The 26,960-nt window shown below is 39.8% G+C and carries 25 protein-coding genes; 9 read left to right on the forward strand and 16 right to left on the reverse strand.

The window, feature by feature from the left end:
* The first annotated feature begins 4 nt into the window (after nucleotides 1–4).
* Nucleotides 5–1,168 carry a tRNA (uridine(54)-C5)-methyltransferase TrmA gene (gene trmA / locus QZ289_RS02500; RefSeq protein WP_295698831.1) on the forward strand — a complete coding sequence of 388 codons (1,164 nt, stop codon included), beginning with the start codon at nucleotides 5–7 and terminating at the stop codon, nucleotides 1,166–1,168.
* A gap of 8 nt (nucleotides 1,169–1,176) precedes the next feature.
* On the opposite strand, the gene fliR is transcribed toward trmA, so the two are convergent.
* From fliR to QZ289_RS02550, 10 genes are all read right to left on the reverse strand, one after another.
* Nucleotides 1,177–1,953, reverse strand: a complete 777-nt coding sequence (fliR, locus tag QZ289_RS02505) for a flagellar biosynthetic protein FliR (RefSeq protein ID WP_295698833.1) — start codon at nucleotides 1,951–1,953, stop codon at nucleotides 1,177–1,179.
* Between the two features lie 5 nt (nucleotides 1,954–1,958).
* On the reverse strand, nucleotides 1,959–2,207 hold the full coding sequence (gene xseB, locus QZ289_RS02510; protein ID WP_295698834.1) for an exodeoxyribonuclease VII small subunit: 249 nt from the start codon (nucleotides 2,205–2,207) through the stop codon (nucleotides 1,959–1,961).
* 9 nt (nucleotides 2,208–2,216) lie between these two features.
* Nucleotides 2,217–3,662, reverse strand: coding sequence for an IMP dehydrogenase (guaB, locus tag QZ289_RS02515; protein ID WP_295698836.1), 1,446 nt, complete (start codon nucleotides 3,660–3,662; stop codon nucleotides 2,217–2,219).
* Between the two features lie 12 nt (nucleotides 3,663–3,674).
* Entirely contained in the window at nucleotides 3,675–5,015 is a 1,341-nt protein-coding gene (gene gatA, locus QZ289_RS02520; protein WP_295698838.1) for an Asp-tRNA(Asn)/Glu-tRNA(Gln) amidotransferase subunit GatA, read from the reverse strand.
* Between the two features lie 50 nt (nucleotides 5,016–5,065).
* Nucleotides 5,066–6,145: a chorismate synthase gene (aroC, locus tag QZ289_RS02525; protein WP_295698841.1), complete on the reverse strand. Its 1,080-nt coding sequence runs from the start codon at nucleotides 6,143–6,145 to the stop codon at nucleotides 5,066–5,068.
* On the reverse strand, nucleotides 6,142–6,855 hold the full coding sequence (rnc, locus tag QZ289_RS02530) for a ribonuclease III (protein WP_295698842.1): 714 nt from the start codon (nucleotides 6,853–6,855) through the stop codon (nucleotides 6,142–6,144). Before rnc ends, aroC begins: the two co-directional genes overlap by 4 nt.
* Entirely contained in the window at nucleotides 6,852–7,286 is a 435-nt protein-coding gene (rnhA, locus tag QZ289_RS02535; RefSeq protein ID WP_295698844.1) for a ribonuclease HI, read from the reverse strand. Before rnhA ends, rnc begins: the two co-directional genes overlap by 4 nt.
* The gene (locus QZ289_RS02540) at nucleotides 7,261–8,340 is read right to left on the reverse strand and encodes a tetratricopeptide repeat protein (RefSeq protein WP_295698846.1); all 1,080 of its coding nucleotides are present in this window, start codon (nucleotides 8,338–8,340) and stop codon (nucleotides 7,261–7,263) included. The genes rnhA and QZ289_RS02540 overlap by 26 nt, the downstream gene beginning before the upstream one ends.
* A gap of 2 nt (nucleotides 8,341–8,342) precedes the next feature.
* Nucleotides 8,343–9,179, reverse strand: coding sequence for a peptidyl-prolyl cis-trans isomerase (locus QZ289_RS02545; RefSeq protein WP_295698847.1), 837 nt, complete (start codon nucleotides 9,177–9,179; stop codon nucleotides 8,343–8,345).
* Between the two features lie 528 nt (nucleotides 9,180–9,707).
* Complete coding sequence (locus QZ289_RS02550) at nucleotides 9,708–10,205, reverse strand: flavodoxin (protein ID WP_295698849.1); 498 nt, start codon at nucleotides 10,203–10,205, stop codon at nucleotides 9,708–9,710.
* Between the two features lie 160 nt (nucleotides 10,206–10,365).
* Between QZ289_RS02550 and QZ289_RS02555 the strand changes: the two genes are divergently transcribed.
* Nucleotides 10,366–13,050 carry a Plug domain-containing protein gene (locus QZ289_RS02555; protein ID WP_295698851.1) on the forward strand — a complete coding sequence of 895 codons (2,685 nt, stop codon included), beginning with the start codon at nucleotides 10,366–10,368 and terminating at the stop codon, nucleotides 13,048–13,050.
* 180 nt (nucleotides 13,051–13,230) lie between these two features.
* Here QZ289_RS02555 and QZ289_RS02560 read toward each other — a convergent pair whose 3' ends face one another.
* From QZ289_RS02560 to QZ289_RS02575, 4 genes are all read right to left on the reverse strand, one after another.
* Nucleotides 13,231–14,175, reverse strand: a complete 945-nt coding sequence (locus tag QZ289_RS02560) for an SMP-30/gluconolactonase/LRE family protein (protein WP_295698852.1) — start codon at nucleotides 14,173–14,175, stop codon at nucleotides 13,231–13,233.
* 320 nt (nucleotides 14,176–14,495) lie between these two features.
* Nucleotides 14,496–14,951, reverse strand: coding sequence for a thioredoxin-dependent thiol peroxidase (bcp, locus tag QZ289_RS02565; RefSeq protein ID WP_295698854.1), 456 nt, complete (start codon nucleotides 14,949–14,951; stop codon nucleotides 14,496–14,498).
* Nucleotides 14,948–15,898, reverse strand: a complete 951-nt coding sequence (locus QZ289_RS02570) for a tetraacyldisaccharide 4'-kinase (protein WP_295698857.1) — start codon at nucleotides 15,896–15,898, stop codon at nucleotides 14,948–14,950. Before QZ289_RS02570 ends, bcp begins: the two co-directional genes overlap by 4 nt.
* On the reverse strand, nucleotides 15,885–16,718 hold the full coding sequence (locus QZ289_RS02575; protein ID WP_295698859.1) for an NAD+ synthase: 834 nt from the start codon (nucleotides 16,716–16,718) through the stop codon (nucleotides 15,885–15,887). Before QZ289_RS02575 ends, QZ289_RS02570 begins: the two co-directional genes overlap by 14 nt.
* A gap of 137 nt (nucleotides 16,719–16,855) precedes the next feature.
* On the opposite strand from QZ289_RS02575, the gene petA reads away from it, so the two are divergent.
* From petA to QZ289_RS02600, 5 genes are all read left to right on the forward strand, one after another.
* Complete coding sequence (gene petA / locus QZ289_RS02580) at nucleotides 16,856–17,365, forward strand: ubiquinol-cytochrome c reductase iron-sulfur subunit (RefSeq protein ID WP_295698861.1); 510 nt, start codon at nucleotides 16,856–16,858, stop codon at nucleotides 17,363–17,365.
* 9 nt (nucleotides 17,366–17,374) lie between these two features.
* The gene (locus QZ289_RS02585) at nucleotides 17,375–18,604 is read left to right on the forward strand and encodes a cytochrome bc complex cytochrome b subunit (RefSeq protein ID WP_295698863.1); all 1,230 of its coding nucleotides are present in this window, start codon (nucleotides 17,375–17,377) and stop codon (nucleotides 18,602–18,604) included.
* Nucleotide 18,605: 1 nt separating this feature from the next.
* Nucleotides 18,606–19,712: a c-type cytochrome gene (locus QZ289_RS02590; protein WP_295698865.1), complete on the forward strand. Its 1,107-nt coding sequence runs from the start codon at nucleotides 18,606–18,608 to the stop codon at nucleotides 19,710–19,712.
* A gap of 170 nt (nucleotides 19,713–19,882) precedes the next feature.
* Entirely contained in the window at nucleotides 19,883–20,014 is a 132-nt protein-coding gene (locus tag QZ289_RS02595; protein WP_295698867.1) for a hypothetical protein, read from the forward strand.
* 49 nt (nucleotides 20,015–20,063) lie between these two features.
* Nucleotides 20,064–20,264, forward strand: coding sequence for a hypothetical protein (locus tag QZ289_RS02600; protein WP_295698869.1), 201 nt, complete (start codon nucleotides 20,064–20,066; stop codon nucleotides 20,262–20,264).
* 174 nt (nucleotides 20,265–20,438) lie between these two features.
* Here QZ289_RS02600 and QZ289_RS02605 read toward each other — a convergent pair whose 3' ends face one another.
* Nucleotides 20,439–22,205, reverse strand: a complete 1,767-nt coding sequence (locus QZ289_RS02605; RefSeq protein ID WP_295698871.1) for a DNA methyltransferase — start codon at nucleotides 22,203–22,205, stop codon at nucleotides 20,439–20,441.
* A 79-nt stretch (nucleotides 22,206–22,284) separates the two neighbouring features.
* Nucleotides 22,285–22,752 carry a type I restriction enzyme HsdR N-terminal domain-containing protein gene (locus QZ289_RS02610; protein WP_295698873.1) on the reverse strand — a complete coding sequence of 156 codons (468 nt, stop codon included), beginning with the start codon at nucleotides 22,750–22,752 and terminating at the stop codon, nucleotides 22,285–22,287.
* Nucleotides 22,753–23,423: 671 nt separating this feature from the next.
* Here QZ289_RS02610 and mqnE point away from each other — a divergent pair.
* Entirely contained in the window at nucleotides 23,424–24,509 is a 1,086-nt protein-coding gene (mqnE, locus tag QZ289_RS02615) for an aminofutalosine synthase MqnE (protein ID WP_295698874.1), read from the forward strand.
* A complete protein-coding gene (locus QZ289_RS02620) occupies nucleotides 24,510–26,960 on the forward strand; it encodes a heavy metal translocating P-type ATPase (RefSeq protein ID WP_295698877.1) in 2,451 nt (816 codons plus the stop codon).

The raw sequence follows: 26,960 nt of genomic DNA on the forward strand, positions 1-26,960 counted from the left end.
AAAGATGGAATGTGCGCATTTTGGCATTTGTGGCGGGTGTAATAACACTGCCTTAAGCTATAAGCAGCAGTTTGAAGGCAAAATTGCGCAAACCACACAGGAATTTTACCCCTTACTCAATAAACAAAATGTGAGGATTGAAAGCTTTGATTCTCTAGAGAGTGGCTTTCGCGCTCGTGCGGAATGGCGGATTTATCACGATAATGGCACAATGCACTTTGCAATGAGTGCCTTAGAATCTGCCCATAAAGTCCCCATTACACAATGCCCGATTTTACTCCCCATTTTGCAAAGCCTCTTCCCACTCCTGCTTGATATATTACAACACAATCAAATCCTTCATCACAAGCTTTATGCGTGTAATCTGCTGTGCAGTATGCAAGATGAGGTGATTATCACACTCATTTATCATAAGCATTTAGATTCTCTATGGGAAGAAGCGGCACAAAAAGCGCAATATAGGCTTACAAAAGCACTCAATGTGCCATTGCATATCGTTGGACGCAGCAAAAATCAAAAGTGTGTATTAGGCAAAACTTATATATGTGAATCTCTAAGTCTCTTGAATGGCACTTATCATTATCAATATTTTAAGCAAGAGGGAGCTTTTAGTCAACCAAACCCGCTTATTAATCTTAAAATGCTTGAATTTGTCGCCTCATCGCTGCAAAAACTCTATCCTAAGCCTATTTGCGATGCTTTGGAGATTTATTGTGGGAGTGGGAATTTCACTTTGATATTGTCTGCATTTTTTAGAAAGGTGTTAGCCACAGAAGTAGTAAAATCCGCTATCGCCCTGCTTAAAGACAATATGACACAAAATCATATTACAAACATTACCCCCGTGCGGCTTAATGCGCGTGAAAGTATACAAGCTTTATGTGGGGAACGTGCCTTTTTTCGCCTTAAAGATGTGGATATTGCATCTTTTAATATTGAGTGTGTGCTAATCGACCCACCTCGCAGCGGTGTAGGTGATAAAGCAATTTTAGCATTTTTACAACGTTTTCCTAGCATTATCTACATTTCGTGCAATCCTAGCACTCTCACACAAGATTTATCTATCCTTTTACAAACGCATAGTATTGCGCGATTTGGGCTTTTTGACCAATTCCCTTATACACATCATAGAGAATGTGTAGTGATTTTGCGCAAAAATCTTTTATAGGGATTACTTTACTGCCCCAAAAAGAGTTTGCCTACCGCAAGAAAGGCATTTTTTAGCTCATTTTTGAATGTATAAATAATTGTAGAAATGGTAAGGATCAGCACGACAAAAGCAATGGCGATTTTTACAGGGAATCCTATGGCAAGAAGGTTGAATTGCGGGTGGGTCTTCATAATCATACCAAAAATCACATCAGAAAGCAGAATAATGGCTAACACAGGGAAAGCCATAGAGAATCCCACAGCAAAAATATTACCAAAAGCCTTAACAAAATATGCCACACTCTTTGGTTCAAAGACAAATCCCCCTAAAGGCGTGGCACTAAGGCTATGAGAGATGATAAGAAAAATCGTATGATGAAAATCTAGGCTTAATGCGATAAGCAGTCCTAAAATCGCAATGAGTTGCGCAATGATAGGCTTTTGCGCCCCACTCACAGGGTCATAAGCACTCGCCATAGTAAGCCCCATAGTAAAGCTGATAAGCTCCCCGCCAAAACTAAGCATAGCAAACACAATTTGCAAACAAATAGAAGCCATAAAGCCTAACATTACTTCAAACAAAACTGCAACGATAAACTCCTCCATACTGATATCGGGCAGTTGCGTATTGACTAGGGGAAAAAACGCCACGCTCATAAAAAACACCATTGCTGCGCGAACATTAATGCTAATAAGCTGATTATCAAAAAAAGGGAAAAACGCAAACACCCCACCAAAACGTGCGAGTAGTAGCAAAAATACAGCGACGCTATTAGGCTCTGTGATGTAAGCGACAAGCTCCATAAGGGCTATTCTTTAAATTCTTGGTATTGCAACTTCGCTTTTTCTAGGATTTCCTCCGCACTTTTTAGGCTTTGCATACCGCTTTCATAAAGGGCTAAAAATTCTTTTAATGTGATTTCTTGGGAGTTTAGCTTGTTTAAGACAACTTTTGCCTTTTCAATCAAGTTTTCAAAATCCTGCCCATTGGCAGTATTATCATTTCTTTGCTCCTCTGTGGTGGTGCTATCAAAGATAGAATCTTGTGTATTTGGCATATCCGCTCCTTAGCCGTGATAATTGGGGGCTTCTTTGGTAATATCTACATCGTGCACGTGAGATTCCCTCAATCCCGCAGAAGTAATCTCTACAAATTCCGCCCTCTCCCATAATGTAGGAATATCCTTACTCCCTAGATAGCCCATTGATGACTTCAGCCCACCCACGAGCTGATGCACCACATCGCCGACCTTGCCTCGATATGGCACTCGCCCCTCCACGCCTTCAGGCACAAGCTTATCCTGTGCTGTGCCTTCTTGGAAATACCTATCCGCACTGCCCCTTGTCATCGCCCCCATACTTCCCATACCACGATAACCTTTATATTGTCTGCCTTGATAGATGATTAAATCTCCTGGGGATTCTTCTGTGCCAGCAATGAGGCTGCCTATCATCACACTTGAAGCCCCTACGGCTATGGCTTTAGCAATATCACCTGAATACTTTATACCTCCATCGGCGATAATAGGTACATTGTGCTGCTTTGCCACTTGTGCGCACGCATCAATTGCAGAAATTTGAGGCATACCCACACCCGCCACAATCCGCGTAGTGCAAATGCTACCCGGTCCTATGCCTACCTTTACCGCGTCTGCTCCTGCATTGATTAAATCCCTTGTAGCTTCAGCTGTTACGACATTACCTACGATAACATCAATCACAAGTTTAGATTTAATCTTTTCTAATGTTTTAATCGCATTGACAGAATGCCCGTGTGCACAATCTAACACAAGCACATCAGCCCCTGCATCAGTGACTGCTTCAGCCCTCTCAAACTGCTTCACTCCAATAGCCGCGCCCACCTTTAGCCGCCCAAAGCTATCCTTGCAAGAGTTTGGGTATTCTATACGTTTTTGAATATCTTTAATGGTGATAAGCCCTTTAAGCGTGTAGTTTTCATCGACAATAGGGAGCTTTTCGATTCTATTTTTGTGCATAATCTCCTTTGCCTCTTCTAAAGTCGTGCCAACCTTAGCCGTTACAAGAGAATCTTTTGTCATCAAATCACCCACGAGTTTATTCAAATCGTGTTCAAATCGCACATCGCGGTTTGTTAAGATGCCAATGAGTTTGCCATACTCATCGACAACAGGTACACCTGAAATCTTATAATTATCTGTAATCGCCTTAGCATCGGCTAATGTACTATCCGCACGTATATAGATAGGATCGACAATCACACCGCTTTCGCTCTTTTTCACACGTTTAATCTGCTCGACTTGAGAGGCAATATCCATATTTTTATGGATAATCCCAATCCCCCCTAATCGCGCCATCGCAATGGCTGTGCGATATTCTGTAACTGTATCCATCGCCGCACTCACAAGGGGAATATTAAGGGCAATATTCTTGCTTAACATCGTTTGGGTATTGACTTCTTGGGGCAATATCTGCGAATATGCAGGGACAAGCAAGACATCTTCAAATGTAAGAGCTTTTTGCGTAATTTTCATTTCTTAACTCCTTTAAGCAAGTGCTTTTTCTAATCCATAAGCAGCATTAAGGATTATCTGCTCCTTAAATTTTGCGCCAATAAGCTGCATACCTATGCTTAAACCATTTTCATCTTTATCTACAGGCATACATAATGCCGGTAATCCCGCTAGATTTACCCCAATAGTATAAATATCACTTAAATACATCTCTAAGGGAGAATGCGACGCGCCAAATTTAGGAGCGACACTAGGGGCGATAGGCAGTAAAATCGCATCGCATTCATTGAGAATCCCCTCATATTCTGCACAAATCTTTTGCCGCACTTGCTGGGCTTTAAGATAATAAGCATCATAATATCCGCTGCTTAAAACAAAGCTTCCTAACAAAATACGACGTTTGACTTCCTCGCCAAAATAAGCCGAGCGAGTATTAAAATACACATCTTTGAGATTATCTCCTTGAGCACGACTCCCATAGCGAATCCCATCAAAACGCGCGAGATTCGAGCTTGCCTCTGCTGTGCAGATAATATAATAGGTAGAGATATGATAGCGCGTATCAAGCATAGATTTTTCCACAATGCTATGCCCCATAGATTCTAAGACTTTAATGCTTTGATAATAGGCTTTTTGCACTTGTGGTGTAGCGTCTTTTAAAAAATCTTTTAGCACGGCGATTTTATAACGTGCATTAGAATCTAAGTCTTTGAAGGTATTAAGGGACGGGAGACTAGCACTTGTCGAATCTCTCTTGTCATATCCACTAATGGCATCAAGGAGCAATGCCGCATCTTCTATATTTTGCGTGATAGGTCCTATTTGGTCTAGGCTTGAGCTATATGCCACTAAACCATAGCGGCTTACTCGCCCATAGCTTGGCTTTAACCCTACACAGCCGCAGTATCCTGCTGGTTGGCGGATCGAACCTCCTGTATCGCTCCCTAATGACGCGATGGCAATCCCTGCTGCCACAGCTGCCGCACTTCCTCCACTGCTGCCACCGGGCACTCGCGAGGTGTCAAGGGGATTTTTCACCCTTCCATAGCAGCTCGATTCGCTCGTGCTACCCATTGCAAATTCGTCCATATTCGCACGTCCAAAAGCACACATTCTATTCTCGTGCAATCGCGTGATTACGTGTGCGTTATATGGGGAAATATAGCCTTTTAGAATCTTACTCGCACAAGTAATCTCCCAACCTTTCACATTAATATTATCTTTAATGAGGATAGGCACACCGCTACCACTCTCTATAATCTCGCCAATATAGGCGTTAAGTTCTATCTTTTCTTTTGCCTTTTGTATAAGAGAGGCTTTTATCTCCTTGAGTTCGCCCTCGCTTTTGTTTAACGCTTCTTTAAGTGTTATCATACTCGCTCCTTATTAAGCCTAAAATTATAGAATCTTCTTGCTTTAAACAACTATAAACATTCATAAACCTTTTTGATAAAGGATAATTGCGAAGTGGTATGCAAAAGTAGCATATCAGCTAATACGAGCGCTACCATCGCCTTAGCCACTACACTGCCACGCACTGCCACGCAAGGATCGTGCCGTCCTTTGATATGGCATATTTGCTCCTCACCTTGTGTATCGAGCGTTTGTTGTGGGATAAAAATGCTCGGCGTGGGCTTAAAATAGGCCTTTAGCAAAAGTGTATTGCCATTGCTAATACCGCCTAAAATGCCCCCGCTGTGATTACTCATAAAGCCCTCTTTGCTCATCTCATCATTATGCTCATTGCCATATTGCATACTTGAACGCACCCCATCGCCAATTTCTACCGCTTTGATAGCATTAAGCCCCATTAATGCTGCCCCTAGCGCCCCATCTAAGCGATGATAAAGCGGCTCACCTAATCCCGCAAGAATGCCCTCTGCACGGATAAATGCCACTCCACCAATGCTATTGTGCATCTTTTTAGCCTTTTCAATCAATGCCTTTTGTGCTGTTTCACACGTTTTATCCAATGCAAAAATATCACTTTGCTTTGCATAGCTAAAATCATATTGTGTCGCACTAATATCGCCAATAGCATAGATTCCACTCTCTACCTTAATATTGCATTCTTTAAGGAGCATTTGCGCGATAGCTCCTGCGGCTACCCTCGCTGCACTCTCACGTGCGGAGCTACGCCCTCCACCGCGATAATCCCTAATGCCATATTTTTTAAAATATGTATAATCAGCGTGTCCGGGGCGGAAAATGTCTTTAATATTTGCATAATCACTGCTCTTACTAGAAGTATTGGCTATCCATAGTCCTATGGGTGCACCTGTGCTTACCCCATCAAACACTCCGCTTAGAATCTGCACTTTGTCTGGCTCTTTACGTTGTGTGCTATACGCATTGCGTCCGGGTGCACGCTCACACATAGCAGATTCTAAAAATGCTTCATCAATGTATAATCCCGCAGGCACACCATCAATCACGCAGCCTATGCCCTCGCCGTGAGATTCCCCAAAAGTACTTACACGAAATGCCACTCCAAAGGTATTCATTTAGGCTCCTTAATATGAGTTTCTTGTAAAATCTTTTCATAAGCAATTTGTGCGCATTTTTGTTGGGCTTCTTTTTTTGAATGCCCTATTTCACGTGCATATTCTATGCCACGGATATGAAGTGCAATCTCAAAGACTTTTCTATGATCAGGACCATTTTGACCAATAAGCGTATAAGTGGGCACTTCGTGAAATAATGCTTGGGTAATCTCTTGCAGGGCAGTTTTATAATCTGTAAAGAGTGAGGGCAAATCAATTTTTGCATAGTTTGATTCAAGGAGATGATAAACAATTTTACTAAGATATCGAAGATGAGATTCTAAATAAATAGCTCCCATAAGAGCTTCAAACGCATTTGAGAGAATAGAATCTCTCTCTCGTCCATTATTATTCTCTTCAGCTTGTGAAATATAAATAAAATCACCTAGATTAATAGATTTAGCAAGCCTCATAAAACCCGTTTCATTTACAATACAAGCACGAAGCTTGCTTAGCTCTCCCTCTCTAGCACGAGGCAATTTTTTAAATAGATATTCTCCCACAAGCAAGTCCAGCACCGCATCACCTAGAAATTCTAGCCGCTCATTATTATAGGGCTTTTTGCAACTTTTATGTGTGAGGGCTTCAAGTAAAAGTCTTTTGTTTTTAAAATGATAGCCAATTGTATTTTCAAGCAAATACGAATCTTTAGGTAATCTTATATTGGTCATATATCTCCTTTATTAAGAAATGCTTGAGCAGATTGTTTAGCGAGTTTATCGCAAAGCTCATTTTGTGGCACACCCGCGTGGGCTTTCACCCAATGCGCGATGACTTGATGGGGCATAGCAGCTTGTATATAACTTTGCCATAAATCAGGATTCTTTACATCTTTGAACTGCTTTGCCACCCATTTTGTGAGCCACTCATTAATGCCATTACACACATAGCGGGAATCGCTATATAAATGCACGATGCACGGCTCTTTGAGTGCTTTAAGAGATTCTATAACAGCTAAAAGCTCCATACGATTATTCGTCGTATGAGGTTCTCCGCCGGTAAGAATCTTCTGTTTATCCCCAAAAGAAAGAATTCCGCACCAGCCGCCTGCGCCGGGATTCCCAAGTGCGCTTCCATCACAATATAGGGTAACTTGCTTCATTATCAATCTTTCGTATTTTACACAGAACATCACTATTAAGCAATTCTCCACAATGCGAACATCGCGCATTTTCAAAAGGAAAGATATGTTTACAGCTATGGCAGCGATATTCAAAGTCTAAATCCACTGCCAAAGCGGAATACTGCTTTAAGATTCTCATATTTTCTAGCTCAAACATACTGCAACTTTGATTATCCACTATCCAGCCTTTTGCACGATACACATCAGCAATCTCCTTGTGTGTGATAGATTCTAGTGGCACATCTACCCTCTCAAACTGCCATAAAATATCAAGCAATTTTGCTATATTGTGGCTTTTTAGCACTTCTTCCCAAAAAAGCGAGTGGTTGGTATCTTTGAAAAATGCAAGAATAATCCTCTCAAGCTTTGGTTCTTTATCTTTCATCTTAGATAATTTGCTTATCTTGCTTGCAAGAGGTATATTATGGCTATTAATTAATAATAATGTGTGGAGATATAACTTATTTAGCCCAATAGCATAAAAAAACCGCTCATTTCTGCTTGAAGGATCATTTTCATAAATCTCCTCAATACACTCAAGTGCGTCAATGGCATTTTCATACTCATTCAAACGCTCATAGGTTTTTAGCAGATAAATCAGCACTTGTGGATTTTTAGGATAATTTTTAAGAATCTCCAAAAAAATATTTTTTGCCCTTTGCAAGAATCCAGCGGCATAATAGGCACTCCCAAGATTCTGTAATATTTCAACCTTTGACTTAGCGCCCTCTTTAGAATGCTCTAAATTTTCCAAAATACTTAGATAAATCTTAATAGCTTCTTGCGTATCGCCACTTTGGATATAGGCATTGGCGATAAATTGCAAGGTGGGGATAGGATTTTGAGAAAGCCTAAGAAACTCCTCTACACCCTCTCTAAGCCCTATAAACTCATAGGATTTTGCAAGATTTTTAAGGGAAGTTTCTTTTTGTCTTTCTTTGTAACGATTGCGGTAGTAATCAAGCAGAATTGCTATTGCAACAATACTAACAAGTATAACAATACCAACAAGTGGGTCAGTATAAGAAAACATCGCTATTCTCTTAGAGTAATGATATTAGCACTTGAGCGAATCTTATTAAAATGTTCTTTTATGATACTTTGCTCTTTTTGTGCCATAATTTTTTGACTTACAAGTCCTTTGGCTTCTTCAAAATTAAGTATTTTCTCACCTAGCCTCTCTTTTATCAAAAAACTTACATAGCCATTACCTCCTGTGGTGAGCACGGGGGTAAATTCATTATTAGGGGTATGTATGAAGATTTGCGCAATTTGCGGAGTGAGAGAAGAGAGTGCGATAGTTTCATTAAACTTCTGCACCCCTTGCACACTTTGCTTGGGCGCACTCATCGCCTTTTCCAAATCAGCTTCATTTTGTGCAAGATAACGCACCACACTTACTTGTGATGGAACCATAAATTCACTTTTATGATGAGTATAGTATTTGAGCAACTCTTCTTCACTTGAAATACTGATATTAGAAGCGAGGATTCGTTGCATAAGTTCTTTGGTTTGCAACTGCTTTTTGACCTCTGCCCTATATTCCTGTAAGCTCATTCCCTCACGGGTTACTTTGCTTAAAAGCCGTTCTTTGCTAAGATTAGCATTTGCAGCAATTAGCGCAATTTCCTCATCAATTTTAAAATCATCTACATTGATTTTAAAACGTTCGATTTCATCATCTTTTAATCGCTCATTAATTAGAAAGTCAATAGCTGCCTGCCTAGAGATTTTACGTTGTGCCTGCAAAGATTGAATCTCATATAATGTAATTGCGTGTCCATTCACCCGTAAAGCCACACCAGCGACTATTTCAGCATATATGCTAGCAACACACACACACAACATAAAGCCATAAATGACAAATTTCATTTTTATCCTTTGATATTTGGGTGAGAGATTCTACCATATCAAAGCAACTTCAAGACAATTTAAATATCCTCCACTTAAAGCTTAAATAAGTATTGGATAAACGCCCTCACTTTTTGAGAATAACAAAAATGAAAATCTACATTGTCGATTCATAACTTCTAGGAGATAGCTATCCGTTTATGTCGTTTATTTCATAATTTATAATCTGCTCTGGCACTTGGCTTTCTGGCATAGGCTTAGAAGCAATAAGACTATATAAGATATTTGCCATACAAAACGCTCAGAGTAACAAAAAATGGGGGTGGGGATAAAGAAAATTAATATACAAAATTCTATCACGATAATGTAGCCATAAGAATCTAACCTTTAAAACTCACCTAATAAATTTCTAAGGTAACGTCTTAGCCATAAACTAATACATTTTGTCCTTACAGAATCTGCCTTATGGCTACATAAATGCGAAAAGGTATTTGCACTGCCCAAGAAAACTATAGAGCACGAAGTGTAAAGCGCAGTTATAAGCAAATCTTAAGCAAAAGCACCTTTGATAGTATTTACCCAATTTTGGATTCTATCATTGCTTAAATCCTCTTGATTCACCTCATCGATGATAAGCCCCACGAACTTGCCATTTACCACCGCTTCGCTATCATCATAAGTATAGCCATCTGTGCTTGTTTGCCCAATGATTTTGCCTTGCTTTGATACTTTTTGATAAATCGCAGCGATACCATTGCAGAATGTATCACTATATACTTCTTGGTCGCCAACGCCCACAAGCGCGATAGTTTTCCCCGCGAATACCCCCTCATCTAAGCCTGAAAGAAAACTATCCCAATCATCTTGCAAATCACCTGAACCATAAGTAGGTGTAGCCAAAATAAGATTGCTAAAGCCTTTTATATCATCAGCTTTAGCCTTAGCCACATCAAATACTTCACAATCACCCAATTTATCGGCGATTCTCTGTGCTACTTCTTGTGTCGTGCCACCATCACTTCCGTAAAATAAACCAACTTTTTGCATTGTAAGTCTCCTTTTTTTAGTATAGAAATGATAGCTTATAGCAAAAAAGATAATAAAAAGTAAAACTCTCGTCAATTATAATAAAATAAGAATTATTTTTAATTTTTATTTAAGTATTAAATCTTTAGAATTCATAAAATTTAATTTTAGGGTAAAAAGAATGAAAATAAATCCTATCAACTTATCCCTACTTATGCTTGTGTCTCAAGTGGTAATCTATGCCGATGAGGATTCGCAATTAGCGCAAGTCCCCCCTCCCCCCAGAAATATAGAAGATAAAAGCGATAAAAATACGCAAAGACAAGTCAAACTCTCTACTTCTGTCGTAACTGCTCCCACTGATTTAGAAACCTACCAAAGTGGAGAGACTATTAATCAAGAAATGTTAGAGACTAATCCTAGCGGTAATGGAGACATCACAAGCATACTTAGAATCCTTCCCAATGTCCAATATGATAACGCACAGCTAAAAAGCACCACACCCGGAGAAATCGACCCTGCAAATATTAGCATAAGCGGAGGGCTTTTCTATCAAAATAACTTCCAGCTTGATGGATTTAATATGAATAATGATCTAGACCCAGCAGGTGGCACAACAAATGGTCCCGCTGCTTTAAAGAGCGGCAGGAGTCAAGGTTTCAATATCGATACTTCACTTTTAGAATCTGTCTCTGTGCAAGATTCTAATATCTCTGCAGCCTATGGGCGGTTTACCGGTGGGGTGGTAGAGGCAAATATCCGCAAACCTCGCAATGATGGCTTTCACGGAAACATTAGCTATCAATACACGAGTGATAAATTCACACGATACTTTATCCACGAAAATGCAGAATCTGCCTTTGCCACTTCAAGTGATGAAAACTATCAGCCTCATTTCACAAAGCACCTCATCAAAGCAAGTGTGGAGGGCTATATAACAAAAAATTTAGGTTTAATCGGAGCATTTTCCACGACAAGAAGCTATATTCCACTCAATGCCTATTCCACCATAGCCACTGCTAATACAACCATAACATCAGCAGAAGCTAATACTCAAAGAGAGCAAAAAAGAATAAGTGATAATTACTACCTCAAAGCCCATTATAATCCCACAGAATCTTTTACTCTAGAAGCAAATATCGGCTATATACCGCAATTTAATACTTATTACAATAATGTTGCTAAAAATAGCTACTACACTATGCAAAGCGGTGGTTGGCAAGCAGGGCTAAAGGCTCTATGGGATACGAGTTTAGGACTATGGACAAATAACTTAGGTTATTCACGTTTGCAAAACTCAAGGCGAAGCGATGCGAGTTATTTTTTTAGTTGGTATGCAAGTAGCGAAAAAAATTGGGCGATAAATTCTGCAGGGAGGGCAGGAGAAGGCGGTTATGGTGATAATGACCAACTACAAAATACATTAACCTACAAAAGCGATATGGCTTTTGAGCCTTTAGATATATGGAAAACTTCACATACTTTTCGCATAGGTGGGGAGCTAAGCTATCAAAGCCTTGCAAACAATCGATTGACCGACTATTATGGATTTAGTAACCCTGTAAATACAAATAATATGAATTGTCCTGTTGGAGCTGATAATTTGGGGCTTTATGCTTGTAGCAATGCTTCTCCTATAACCACCGCTCAATCTTCTTGGAGCGGACAATATTTCAATGCTGTGAATCTTTATCTGCCTAAGGGGACATTGGAACTCAATACCTTTTCTTATGGAATTTTTGCAGAAGATGATATAAAGCTTTATTTGCAACAATATGGAGAGATAAATACACGATTTGGGCTTAGGCTAGATGGCGATAACTATATGGATAAGCATACTCTAGCCCCTCGATTCTCAATGAATTACACTACACCAGCCAATAGAGCATATAAAAGCACCTTTATCTTTGGAGCAAATCGCTACTATGGACGCAATTTATTTTCTTATCGACTTTATGACGCACTCTCTACAACTGCAGGAACGTATAATCGCACTTCTAGCACAGATGATTGGGTTTTTGCTCCAAATAATAACCGCACTTCTAGCACAAAATTTAGCCAACTCAATGTGCCTTATGATGATGAGCTAATGATAGGGATTACACAAAATCTATGGGCTTTTAATGCGACATTGAAATACATTCATAGAGAGGGCAAAGATGAGATAATGAGACGAAGTAGAAGCACTTCAAGTGGTAATGCCCCTGCTATTGCGGGATATAGCAATACGTATAATTTCTATACCAATGATGGCAGCTCTCAAAGCGATATCATCACCTTCACACTTAATAATATCACACCACTAGAGACTTTTGGGGTGAAACATCACTATTTATTGGCATTTGACTACACGAACACCAAACGCACTTATAATCTTTTTTCTGCAGATGAAGCATATTTTGATGATAATGATATTGTTTATAATGGAGAGATTATCAAATATCGCAATAGACCTACGGATAACTACACACGTCCTTACACCTTGCGACTGAATACCACACATAGCTTTAATATTTGGAAAACTAAATGGCTATGGAATAACTTTTTTAGATATAGAGCGGGATATGAGCGAATGGTGCTACTTACTCGCACGAGTGCGGGGTATAATCCTAATTATAGCAACCTCCAGCAATATGGCAAAATGCGCTTTCAAGGTGCTTTTACTTGGGATATGCGGATAGGTTTCGATGTCAATGTCTATAAGGGCAATACATTATTTATGAATCTTGATATATACAACGTATTGAATACACAAAATATGACGACTACCAGCGGCTCTAATACCCTAGTCTATGCTACTAGCACGGCTATCCCTGTCTATGAAGTTGGCAGGCAATTTTGGCTAGAAGTGGGGTATCGGTATTAATACTTGACAAATAGCTATCTCTGCTCTCCTCTCACAAGCACCAATAAGGAGAAACAAAACAACCCCTATATGCTTCCCCTATCTCTTAACCCCCGATTGCACTTTGAGACTAAATACATAAATTTTTGAGAGAGAAGCTACATAAAGTCGCATTTGCTTGTCTTTTGTAGCACGCAGGCCTTATTTTTGCAAGGTTGCTAATGCCTCATCATTAAGGCTAAAGGCAAAGTTACCCACCACTTGAGGTAAGATAATCTCTCCTATCACCTTCCCCTTTGGGCTAAAAACCTGTATGCCACTCTGGCTGCTTGACCATACATTGCCCTGCTTATCTACCTTAATACCATCAGGAAATCCAGATTCTATAACCACAAATACCCTGCCCTTACGCAATGTCTTATCCTTATCAATGTTATATGCAAGTATTTGGTGCTTCAAACCCTTATCATTCACATTATATGCTAGCTCACTATCAGCAATATAGAGAATCTTCTCATCAGGGCTTAAGGCTAAGCCATTGGGCGTTCTAAGAAGCGGGGTGCGAAGGCGCACAATAGTTTTTGTATGCGATGAATAGCGATAGATAAATTCCCCCTCCTGCTCTGCTTCTCCTCTATAGCCCTCAAGTGGATTGAGTAAGCCAAACTTAGGATCGCTAAACCAAATATCGCCATCACTATCGACAATCACATCATTAGGGCTATTGAATTTCTTATTTTGATAGGAATCTATAAGCACTTCCCACTCTGCCTTACCCTGCGTGTTTAATCTCTCAATAGCCCGCTTCCCGTGTGAAGCAGCGATGATTCTACCCTCTCTATCAAGGGTATGTCCATTTTGAAAATGCGATGGCATAAGCCAAGTGTGAATCTTAGAGCGAGTAACATCATCTTGATTTATCCTTACTTCTAAGACTTTATTTGCCTTGACATCGCTTACAATCACATTGCCATTAGGTAGCACTTGGGGACCCTCCAGCCAAATGCCCTTATCATAAAGCACAACAGGCTGCTTAGTAGTATCAATAAGGGTATTAAAAGATTCATCATATACCTTAAAGCTTACCTCCTTTGCCTGCATAATCCCGCAAAATATCATCAAGAGGGCTAATCGTAATTGATACATTATTATCCTTGTCAAAGTTGCAAAATGCAGATTCTAGCATATTGTAAATGCTGTTTAGACCCTTGCACTGCTGTAGGCAAAACCACTTACATACTCCACATATTGTGCTACTGCAATGTATTCGCCGCATTCACACAGAGCAGTTTGCTAGATTACCCTCTCACTCCACATCTCCACATTATGCAAAGTGAATTTTAAGGTTTAGATTCTCTATTTTTTCTCCTAATACAAGGCATTAAGTAATCTCAATGCTTTCCCCTATAAAAATGAGACAAAAAAGCATCTAAGAAGTGCATTTGCAAATGCCATTGCCTATTTACCTATAAACTCTCTAATACCTTTTGAGCGTGTCCTTTGGCGCGGACATTATAAAAGCTTTGTTCTATCAAGCCATTTTGATTGATGATAAAAGTGCTGCGGATAATGCCCTGCACTTCCTTGCCATACATCATTTTTGTGCCATACGCACCATAAGAGCTTGCCACGCTTTTATCACTATCGCTTAACAAAAGCACTTTGAGCGATTTTTTATCAATAAAATTTTTATGGCATTTAGGACTATCAGGGCTAATGCCTACGATTATGGCATTTTTCGCACTAAACTCTTCAAGTAATGCGCTAAACTCCTCTGCTTCAATAGTGCAGCCGGGCGTATTGTCCTTAGGATAAAAATATACAACAACCTTCTTGCTTAATAAATCTTGCAAGGCAATCTCTATTCCATCGGCACTTGGCAATCTAAAAAACGGTGCTTTATCTCCATTTTGTAATCTCATACTCTCTCCTTTTGATTGGGTTTAGAATCCTGCAAATCCACAGGGCTATCAAAACATTCTATATATGTCCTTATACGTTCTAAAATATCAGGCTTTATTGTGAGTTTTAGCCTCATCACGCTTAGAGGCAGCCCATAATCAAGCAATTTTACCTCATCTTTGCTCGTTACAAGCAAACTTGTGGCATTGTATTGACTGATGGCTTGTTCTAAAAATACCTTGTCAAATCGCGCGTGGTCGCTTAATGTAATCTTACCCACCACATCGGGCAAAAATTCATCAAGTCGCGCGGGATTGGCAATAGCGGTTAAAAGCAGCATTCTCTGGCTCGGAGATTCTATATCCACCTCCCGCGTATAGTCTATCCCCTCGCGCACAAGAATATCTGCCGCTTTATAGGCACTTGGAATCTCGCGATACATACCGCTTGGCAGACAGAGGGAAAAATAAGGCTTCAAAAGCGGTATAAGCACGATATTAAGCTTTTTAAAAGCAAGGCGGAATCCATCATCTAAAAACACGACTTTTGCGCCCATTTGCTTGGCTTTTTCTATGGCTTTTTTTCTATCTTTGCATACGATAACACTCGCGTTTTTTAGCTCCCTTGCAAGGAGATATGGTTCATCGCCAGATTCTAATTGTGAGACGCGAATCTCCCCCCATTCACTCACGACTACAAGTCCTTTTGAAGCACGTTTATAGCCCCTTGAGACAATTGCTACTTTTTCAAAATGCCTTGCTGTTTCGATAATAAAAGGCGTTTTGCCGCTGCCCCCTACGATGAGATTCCCCAAGCTCACAATCGGCAGGGAAAAATCATAGAATTTTCCACATTTACGTCTTATCAAAGCACATATCCCATACAGCAATGAAACAGGTAAAAGCGTGATACTTAAGCACTTTTGCCATATATTTGGGTTATAAAAATAACTATCAATCCACCGCATTGCATTCTCTATAATGAAATATCGTAGGCATTGTGCGCTTAAAGGCATTGTTCCACACACGCGCACATAAGGATTCTACCATATTAGCTTCAAAGCCCTTTTTGCACAAAATATTTTTTATCTCCTCGCGAGATTCTATATCTGTGTCTATGCCGCCCATATCGCTAAGAGCGCGTAAAAAGGTATCAATACATTCATAGCTGTATCCTAAATCCGCTTCATCACTTTGATTAAAAAGCAAATCCGCGCTAGGCTTTTTGCTAATGATATGTTGAGGCACTCCAAGTATTTGTGCGAGGGCAAACACTTCTGTCTTATAAAGCCCGCCAATAGGATTAATCGCACAGGCTAAATCCCCAAAAATCGTCCCATAGCCTAAAAGAATCTCGCTCTTATTGCTTGTACCTAAGACAAGGGCATTATCCGCACTCGCACCATCATAGAGGAATGCCATACGCATTCTTGCGCAGAAATTCCCCATACGCATTTTCTGCAGATTATCAAGCTTACTCATCAATCTATCTAGCTCCATACCCTCCTCTTGTGCGAAGCTTTTTTGAAATGGGCTTAACTGAATGATTTTACTATCAATGTCTAAAAATTGTGTCAAAGAGAGGGCATCATCAAAATGTGTATGATGCGAGCTAAGGGAGGGCATAAGCAATGCACGGACATTGTCTCTCCCCAATGCTATAACCGCTAAAAATGCCACTACCGCGGAATCCACCCCACCGCTTAAGCCCAAAATGGCTTTTTTGAACCCACGTTTTTCAAATTGCTTTTGTATAAATCGTGTGCCTTCTTGCACAAAAGCGTCCATTTGTATCCTTAAACTTGATTGAAATTTCGATGTTGCACATTATAACATAGTTAAAAATAAACAATATTTAAGCCTTTTTTTCATAGGATAACAAGTTTTTTTAGAATCTACACAAAACAAAAAGATAAGGAGAAAAGATGCAAGACGCAAAAAGACGCGATTTTTTAGGAATGGCTCTAGGTGGCGTTGCTGCTGTGGGCGCACTCGCTTCTCTGTATGCTATGAAGCGTTCTTGGGACCCATTGCCTAGTGTTGTATCGGCTGGATTCACGACATTTGATTTAAGCGCATTGCAAGAAGGTGTGCTTCAAACGGTGGAATGGAGAGGAAAGCCTGTATATATTCTTAAAAAGGTAGCAGGTAGCCAAAAGACAGAGGGTAGAGACTTTGAAGTAAATGGTGCGATTTACACAGTAGGGATTCAAATTTGCACCCATTTAGGTTGTATCCCCGGATTCAATCAAGGAACGCAGGAATTTGCTTGTGCGTGCCACGGGGGACGATTTAACGCTTCTGGTGTGAATGAGGCTGGGACTCCACCACCTCGTCCTATGGATATTCCGCCGTTTAAGATTGATGGGACAAAAATGGTATTAGGTGAAGAGGGGCAGGAATACAAAGCCCTTTTTGAAACAAAAAAGGCGTAAGGAGACAATATGGAAGTGAAAAAAGCTGAAGGCTTGGTGGATTGGCTAGACCAACGCCTTGCTATCAAAAAATTCTTAGAAGTGATGATGACTAAATATTGGATTCCCAAAAACATCAACTTCTTGTGGGCGATGGGTGTAGTGCTACTCACATTATTTGCTTTACTTGTGGTGTCTGGATTCTTTCTTTTATCCTATTACAAGCCTGATGTGAATCTAGCTTTTGATAGTGTGAATCAAACAATTATGACTGAGGTGGCATTTGGCTGGTTATGGCGACATATCCACGCAGTGGCTGCAAGTATGATATTCCTCATTATTTATATCCATATGTTTGTGGCTATTTATTATGGCTCGTTTAAAAGAGGGCGTGAGATGGTATGGATTGGCGGTATGATACTTTTTGTGCTTTTCTCTGCGGAGGCTTTTAGCGGCTATATGCTTCCTTGGGGGCAAATGAGCTATTGGGCGGCTGCTGTGATTACCAATCTTTTTGGCGGTATTCCTGTAATTGGTCCTGATGTGGTGGAATGGGTGCGTGGTAACTTTGTAGTGGCAGATTCTACACTGACACGTTTCTTTATGCTTCACGTATGCCTTTTGCCTATTGTGATTCTTGGAGTGATTGCACTGCATTTTTATACATTGAGAATGCCTCACGTAAATAATGAAGATGGTGAGCATATTGATTATGAAGCAGAGGCAAAAAAATATGAAGAGGGCAAAAAGAAAGAATCTAAAGTCATTCCTTTCTGGCCTGTATTCCTTTCAAAAGATATTTTTGTAGTATGTCTGTTTATGATAGGATTCTTTTATTTAGTGTGCTTCCACTTTGATTTTGCAATGGATCCTATTAACTTTGACCCCGCAAATAATCTCAAAACCCCTGCTCATATTTACCCTGAATGGTATTTCTTGTGGAGCTATGAGGTATTACGCGGATTTTTCTTCAGTGCTGACCTTGGGCTTATTGCTTTTGGTATCGCACAAGTAGCATTTTTATTCTTGCCTTGGCTAGATAGAAGCCCTAGAGTTGCTCCTGCACATAAACGCCCAGGTTATTTTGTGTGGTATTGTCTGCTTATTATTGATATGGTTGTGCTTACTATCTTTGGTAAGCTTCCTCCTGAAGGGATAAATAACTTTATTGGTTTTGTTGCTTCTATTGGATTCTTATTTCTTGTGTTTGTGGCATTACCAATTGTAACCATCATTGAAAACAAGAAAGGAGCACACTAAAATGAAAGAGATAAAAATTTTAGCCATTATCGTAGTCATTGTGGGTGTGCTGTATTGGGGTGTAGAGCCATTGGCACATTCTATTTTCCACCCTGAAGTAGCTAAGGCTGATTTTGAGTTCAAAGATTTGCAAGACATTGATGTAAGCAAAGGCGATGCAGAGCGTGGAAAGACACTTGTAGAGACTAATTGTGCCTCTTGCCACTCGCTTAAAGATGTGGGTATTGAAGGTGGAAATATGGCAATGTATTTCCGCGATAATAAAGAAGCCACCGTCTTTACACCTGACCTTTCCACGGCAGGCGCTATCTATAATGAAAAATTTTTGGCAAACTTGATTCTTGATCCTGTCAATACACTTCATCTTGCCCATAAGTTCCCTAATGGCGACTTCCCAATGGTGCAATACTTTGGCAATGTAGATGTGAATCAAGAAGTAGCCGATATGGTGGCTTATCTTAAGTCAATAGGTGCTATCGCGCTTAAAAAGCAAGTGTTAGAATCCGAAGAGTTTGCTACCAAAAAAGAGGCAATTGAAAAAGCTGATGTCTCTAATGAACAAAAGCAAAAGCAAATCGCTACGCTTGAAGAAAAGCTCACAGATAAGGCAGTATTCCTCAATGCTTGTTCTCGCTGCCACACGATAAAATATGACAAAGTGGCTTCTCACACTACGCCTGAAAGCCTCAATGTATATCTTGGCTCTACTGCGCCAGATTTATCTATGGTGATTCGCAGCAAGGGTGTGCATTATTTGGAATATTTCATTAATGACCCTCAAAAGGTATCTTACAAGGCGATACAAGAGGCGATCATTCAAAAAGAAGGCGCATTGCCAACAAACAATGATAAAAAGAGCGATTGGCAAGATGAGCACGATTATAGCAATCTTGCTAAAGAGCTTGGTGTAATGCCTGTGGGACTTTCTATGCCGCGTGTGGGCTTGACGCAAGAAGTGCAAGAACGTGTTATTGCATATTTAGAATCTATTGGCGATGCTAAAAAGGCTGAACGTGAGCATTTAGGCGTGTATTTGATGATTTTCTTTGCGGTGATGAGCGTGCTTGCATACTTGTGGAAAAGACGCATTTGGAGCCAAGTGCATTAATTCCCTCTCCCCCTCTAGGCTCTCCTTTGTGAGAGCCTCTTCTTGTTGACATTATTATAATCTAGCTTCTCCTCTATAGCAAAAGATTTTCTATATTCTAAAATATATCCACATAGCAAAATGCTAGAATCAGCATTTTAAAGAATATGTAAGGAGATAAGTAAATAACGATGAGCGTATTTTTACACTTTTACCACCAAAGAATAAAGAAAATAGCAGAATATAAAGAACTACATTCTCAAAATGATGAGATAACACAAAATAATGCCGATAAGCAAAAAAGTAGCCCAAAGATAAAGTAGTGATAGAAAATGCTAAATAAAATATGAAGTAGCCCATAAAGATGGGGCTTTGCCAACTATCAAGCTTGAAAAATATAATGCTTTAGATTTTGAAAAATCACATTCTAAAGGCACGATATATAAGATTTCACACGATTATCAAATCGAGAAGATTCTATGGAATAAGAAAAATAAAGCATTAGAATCACTTAAAAGCCATAATGTGCAAACTCCCAATCTACTCAAAAAGATTATGAGCCTAAAACTTTAAGTGCTAATGAGGTGGCAAATATAGAATCTGCCTAAAATAAACTTCCCTGTGTGCCTTTTTTCTCTTTCAATCTCCACGTTCCCATGTCTTTATCCTCATACGCAAGATCATTTAAAATATCTTTTATCATTTTATCGTTTGCTTGCACTCCATTTTTAAGCAAGGGTAAAATACTTAAAATTTATCAAAACTAACAGAACGATTTTCTTTTTTAGCTCTCATAAGCTCTCCCAAAATATAATACCTTGCTCTTTCCTCAATAGGAATAGTATAATTTAAAATACTAGCTTCACTTCTTATATGATAAAGCTTTGTATGCTCGTCATAATCAAATCTTTCATTGATAAGCAAAACAACATTTTCAAATTTAGCCATAAGCTCATAATATCCGCCCTCAATAGCATTTTTAACTAAATGAGCGTGGATTGCTTCTAAACTTGCACCATTATTATCTACAATAATTTTTTCCACATCTTTATACATTTGCTCTAGGCTCTGCTCTCCTGCTTCTAGTTTGGTTCTTGTTTTTGGATTGTCAATCTTTTTAAAATAAATAATAAGCTGTCCTTTTAGTACACGCGTAGGATTTTGCACCTTTCTAAAACTATCAATGCCTGTGTTTTCTTGGCTAATACAAGCCACATATTCAAAGCCGACATTTTCAGCACTTTCTACTAAAATTTGAAAAAGCTTTGGGTCTTGATGTTGAAAAACAAAGGCAAGCCAGCGATTCCACTTTAGCACACGATACATTTCTTTCAAGCTTTGCTTCATTAAATCATAATAATCATATCTGTTTTTTTCTAAAGAGCCTTTTTCTATACATTCTTTTTCTTTTAAATCCCTATCCACAGGTAAATCAAGCCATACATTCCACATTGTGCTAAGGTCTAAATAAGGAATCTTCGCTCCATAAGGTGGGTCGGTGTAGATAAAATCTATAGATTCAGATTCTATTTCTTTTAAATTTGTAGCGTCTGCTTGAAAGATTTTTTCGCCGTTAGTTTTGTCTAACATAGAATCTGCGTGCTCTAAATCATCGCTTCTTTGTGCGATTAATGCCCCGCTAAAATCCTTAATCACTCTTTGTAAGGGTGCAAAATAGCTTTGATAGAATCTGCCTCCATTTTCTTTTTCTAATTCCTCTTTGCCCTTAAGCACTCTTTGAATTTTTCCCCTAAAATGCTCTCCTATATCTAAAAAGGCTGGTTTTGGAGCTATTCTGTAACGATAATATTTATATATACCACTATCCCCAGCACTTTTTACAGAATCTGCATAATGAAAGGTAAGATTACATCTTGTTATAGTATTATAAAATGCCAACATTAAAGAATATCTAAGCTCTTTTAAAATCTTTCTATCCTTAAAAGTGTATTGAAAAATAAGCTTTCTTAAAATCGCAAGTTCGGCTATTTGTTTTTTTGTAAAAAGTTGCAAAACAAATTCCACATCACTCCCCTTAGGCAAAACTTCATTTTGAGGTATCCATAAAAATTTATCTTGCTCTTTTTGTGTGGCAATCTCGCCAAATTCTTTATCTATTGCATTTGGATAATATTTCGCATTTTTTAGAATCTGCTTTGCCTCATTTTCATCTTTGGGTCGCAATTTTTCAAATTCGCTTAAAATTTCCTCGCTCACTTCATAAAGCTCTCCTAAATTCACCTTTGCAGAAAGGGCTTTTACCATAAAGATAGAAAGCGGGTTTAAATCCGTGTGAATGCCAAATCGTCTGTTCATCATCGCTTCAATGGCAGTAACGCCACTGCCTCCAAAGCTATCTAGCACCACATCGCCCTCATCGGTGAAGTTTTTGATATTTTGGGTAACTATATCCCAGCTTTGCCTCGTAAAATATGCCGTGCAGCCAAAATGCCTTGCTTTTTCCTCTTTTGAGGCTTTAAAATTGCCTTTGGTAATTCCCTGCTTAAATACCAACTATCGGGCTTTTTTACTCTTACGCTTTGTGTTTGTAAATCTTGCTTTAAAGAGGATAAGCCCGTGCTTAAAACTTGCTTTAAAAGCTTGAATTTGTCATTGTCAAAGTCATTTTCAAAAGCTCCTCGCATACAAAGTCATAAAGCAAATTTTGTCCATTTGTCTCAAAAAGATTAAAATTTTTGCCATTACAAAGTGCATAATATGGAGCTTTGAGCTCAGCATTTATCGCATAGTAAAAAGCTTGTCTTTCGGCTTTGCTTTGCATATCTACTTTTACGCTTGGAGCTTTTGCATCTAGCACACAATGAGCCTTTTTATCCAAATACAAAACATAATCAGGAAAACGAGTAAAAGTGATTTTCTCATTGCTTCCTGTGATAGTAGGCTTTGAAAGTGGCACAGACAAAGCCATTTCTAGCTTGTTTGCATTTTTGATTTTTAATACAAAACCCAAAGCCTTTAAAAGCGGAGAAATGATAAATTCTCGCACAGAATCTTCTTTGAAACCTGCACTATCAAGTAAGCTAAAATTAAAGGTTTGCATTTTATCTCCCATTTCTAAGCCATCTCTTTACATCATCGTTTGCGATACCCTACAACACTAAATATTCTTAGCTCAATGCTGCATTTAAGCTTAGCATTATAGCCATTTTTTACTTAAAGGCATTTCTATGCTGTGCTTTAGTATGGTAGGATTCTTACAAGTTTTGAAAACCTTAGAATATCTAGCATATAGAAATTATAGAATCTGCCCTTGCGCGTGGGGTAAAAGTAATCATTAAATATGGCTTAAAGCCTAGAAATCGCTTTGATAAGGTCAGCATAGATGAAAAATCACAAGCAATTTTTGATGCATTGAAAAGCCAATATCCGCAATATTTTTTCACTAAAATAGATAAGATCATTCTAAGATTTGTATTTGTAATAGTGCATTTATGATTACGGGGAGCTTTAATTGGCTAAGTTTTAGGGAAAGGCAGACAAAGATAATAAAACGCTTGGGGAAACATCAAGCATTAATCGCAAAAAGGGTGGTGCACAAAAGGAGATAAGCAAGTTTCAGTAATATCCTCCATTTTGCCTTAACCCCAATAGAGTGCATAACCCAATGTAAAAGAATTTCTAAGGCTTCATATTATAGAATGCGTTTTTTATATTACTTATGGTTAAGACAATCAACACAGATTCTATAAAGATTTCATACAAGGAGCAGGAATGGACTTACTACAAAGGGCTTTAGCACAGGAGGCGCATTTAGATGCAAAGGGGCTAAGCAAACTCTATGATTATGATATTTTTACCCTAGCCCAAGCAGCTCAAAGCATACGTACTAAGCTCTATGGCAAAAAGGTATTTTTTAATAACAACCGCCACATCAACCCAAGCAACATTTGCGCCGATGTATGCAAATTCTGCGCATTTTCTGCCTCACGTAAGAATCCTAATCCCTATTCTATGGGGATTGATGAGATTCTCTCACTGGCACACAAAGCCTATGAAAATGGCGCAAAGGAGCTGCACATCGTCTCAAGCCACAATCCCAACTACACGTATGAGTGGTATTTTGAACTCTTTAGAGAAGTCAAAAAAGCCCTACCTCACATTCATTTAAAAGCCCTTACTGCCGCAGAGGTGGATTATTTAGATAGAATCTCTAAAAGGGGTTATAAAAGAGTGCTAGAGGATATGGCTCAAGCGGGAGTAGATTCTATGCCCGGAGGCGGGGCGGAAATCTTTGATGAAAAGGTGCGCTCCTACATCTGCAAGGGCAAGGTAAGCTCACAAAGATGGCTTGAAATCCACCAATATTGGCACAATTTGGGCAAGATGAGTAACGCAACAATGCTCTTTGGGCATATCGAGCAGAGAGAACATAGAATCGACCACATATTACGATTGCGTGATGCACAGGCTCAAAGTGAGCAGGTAACACAAAAACAAGGCGGATTTAATGCCTTTATCCCGCTGCTTTATCAACGTGAGAATAACTTTCTTAATGTGAGCACCTTCCCTAGCGGACAGGAGATTCTAAAAACCATAAGCATAGCGCGAATCCTACTTTATAATATCCCGCATATCAAGGCGTATTGGGCGACTTTAGGGCTAAATCTCGCCATTGTCGCACAGGAATTTGGTGCTGATGATATGGATGGCACAATACAATTAGAAAGCATACAATCCGCCGCAGGTGCGAAAAGCAAGAGCGGTTTAAGCAAAAATGAACTAGTCTGCCAAATTAAAGATGCGGGATTTATCCCCATAGAGCGGGATTCTCTGTATAATGAATTAGCAGAGTGCTAAATGCGTTGCTCTCATTGTCAGCTTGAATACGAACCCTCCGCGCTTTTCACACGGCATAATGAAAAGGGCGAGGAGCTGCATTTCTGTTGCAATGGCTGTGAAAATGTATATTTCCTCCTCCAAGACGCTGCCCTTACAAGCTTTTATGATAAGCTTAGTCGTCCCCTCACCCCGCCAGAGCTTCATAAGAGTGATTTAGCGCACTTTGACACAGAATCTTTTATGCAAAAATACGCTCATAAAGTAGATGATACAGGGCTGTATGAGGTGCATTTAATCATCAGTGGGATCCACTGCGCAGCGTGTGTGTGGCTCAATGAAAAGATTTTGCTTGATACGCAGGGCGTGCAGAGCGCGGCGATTAACTACACGAATAATAAGGCAACAATAATTTGGGATAGCACACAAATCCGCTTAAGCGCGATTATAGAGAGGATTGAAAGCATAGGATATAGCGCATATGTGTATGATAGCAGGATTCAAGAAAGCCAAAATAAAGCGCAGATGAAAGAATACTATATGCGCGTGATTGTGGCACTCTTTTGCACGATGAATATTATGTGGGTCGCCATCGCCCAATACAGCGGGTATTTTTTGGGTATACAAGCAGATGCAAAAGATATTTTGAATCTTGCTTCCTTTGTCCTCTGCACTCCTGCACTTTTTTACTCAGGCTGGGTGTTTTACCGCTCAAGCTATTATGGGCTGAAAAATGGCTTTATCGGTATGGATTTGCTCGTGGCGGTAGGCTCTACGCTCACTTATGGCTATTCGATCTATGCCGCGCTCACACGGAGCGGGGAGACTTACTTTGAATCTGTGAGTATGATTATTACCTTTGTACTCATTGGCAAGTTTTTAGAAGTGAGGGCACGGAAAAATGCCGGCGATAGCCTCGATAAGCTTAATCACCTCCTACCTACAAGCGTTGAAGTGTGCAATGATGATGGCACGATGAGGCAGGTTGCGCCTGAGGCGGTGCAAATAGGCGATAAGATTCTCGTCCGCGCGGGAGAGAAAATCGCTATTGATGGGGTGCTTTGCTCTGCTAATGCGCTTTTTGATACAAAAGCTATCAGCGGAGAATCTCTCCCCTTAGAATGCGTAGAGGGTGATAGTGTGCTTTCAGGCTATGTGAATCTTAATCATCAAATTTTCTATACCGCCTCTAAGGCATTTAGCCAAAGCCTTATGAGCCATATTATCGCGCTTGTTTCCTCCTCGCTCAATCACCGCCCATATATTCAAAATCTCGCCAATAGCCTCTCGCAATACTTCTCCCGCGTGATTCTAGGTCTCGCCCTGCTATGCTTTCTAGGCTGGTTTTTTATCGGTAATGTGGGTGCGGAAATATCGCTTATGATTGCCATATCTGTCATTATCATCGCCTGTCCGTGTGCCTTAGCCTTAGCGACCCCTATCGCCTCTGTGGTGGGGATAGGCAAGAGCTATGCTGTAAATGTGTTATTTAAAGAGGCAAGATTCTTGGAAAGCCTTGCAAAAACCACCATTGTAGTGTTTGACAAAACTGGCACTCTAACGCTTGGCGAACCAAAAGTGCAAAAATGCCATTTGCAAGGTAAGTATGATGAATCCCTCCTCCTTGCCTTTGTGCGTTTGTCTAAGCACCCGGTGGCTGAAGGCATAGCGCATTTTTTAGAATCTAGGCTAAAAGGGACTGCCGCAATTACATTAGAGCATTTCACACAATTTGACGCACAAGGCATTAGCGCGACTTTTGTAGATTCTAACTCCCGCACTTTGCAACTTGTGGGAGGGAATCTTAACTTTTTACACAAAAAAGGCTTTAGTGTGCCGCAAATAGAGCTTGGCGGGGGTATGGTATTTGGCTTTGGGGTGCAAGAGGGCGATACACACACGCTTTATGAGATTTTTGAACTCTATGATGAGCCTAAACCTCACGCACGAGCATTGATAGAATCCTTGCATAAACGGGGGATAGAGAGTGTTTTATTAAGCGGAGATAGGGAGCAGAGTGTGGCGGAGGTGAGCGCAAAGGTAGGCATTAAGGCATTTCATTCCTCACTTTCCCCCTTGCAAAAGGCACAATGGATAGAATCCTATAAGCAGCAAAATCCCTCAAGAACGCTTGTGATGGTAGGCGATGGCATTAATGACACACCGGCTTTAAGCAAAAGCGATATTGCTATTTCTATGGGCGCGGGAAGCGATATTGCTATTTTGAGTAGCGATGTGATAATTCTCGATGATAAGCTTACTACCCTGCATAATGCCTTTGAAATCGCCCACAGGACATATAGCACCATTAAGCAAAATATCGCTTTAAGCATTGGCTATAATGCTTTGAGTGTGCCTATTGCTATGGTAGGATTGGTAATCCCGCTCTTTGCGGCATTATCTATGAGTCTAAGCTCACTGATTGTTGTGCTCAATTCTATGCGCTTGAGACGTTTTGATGGCGTGAAGTAA

This window comes from uncultured Helicobacter sp., from assembly GCF_910577135.1.
GTDB lineage: Bacteria > Campylobacterota > Campylobacteria > Campylobacterales > Helicobacteraceae > Helicobacter_C > Helicobacter_C mastomyrinus.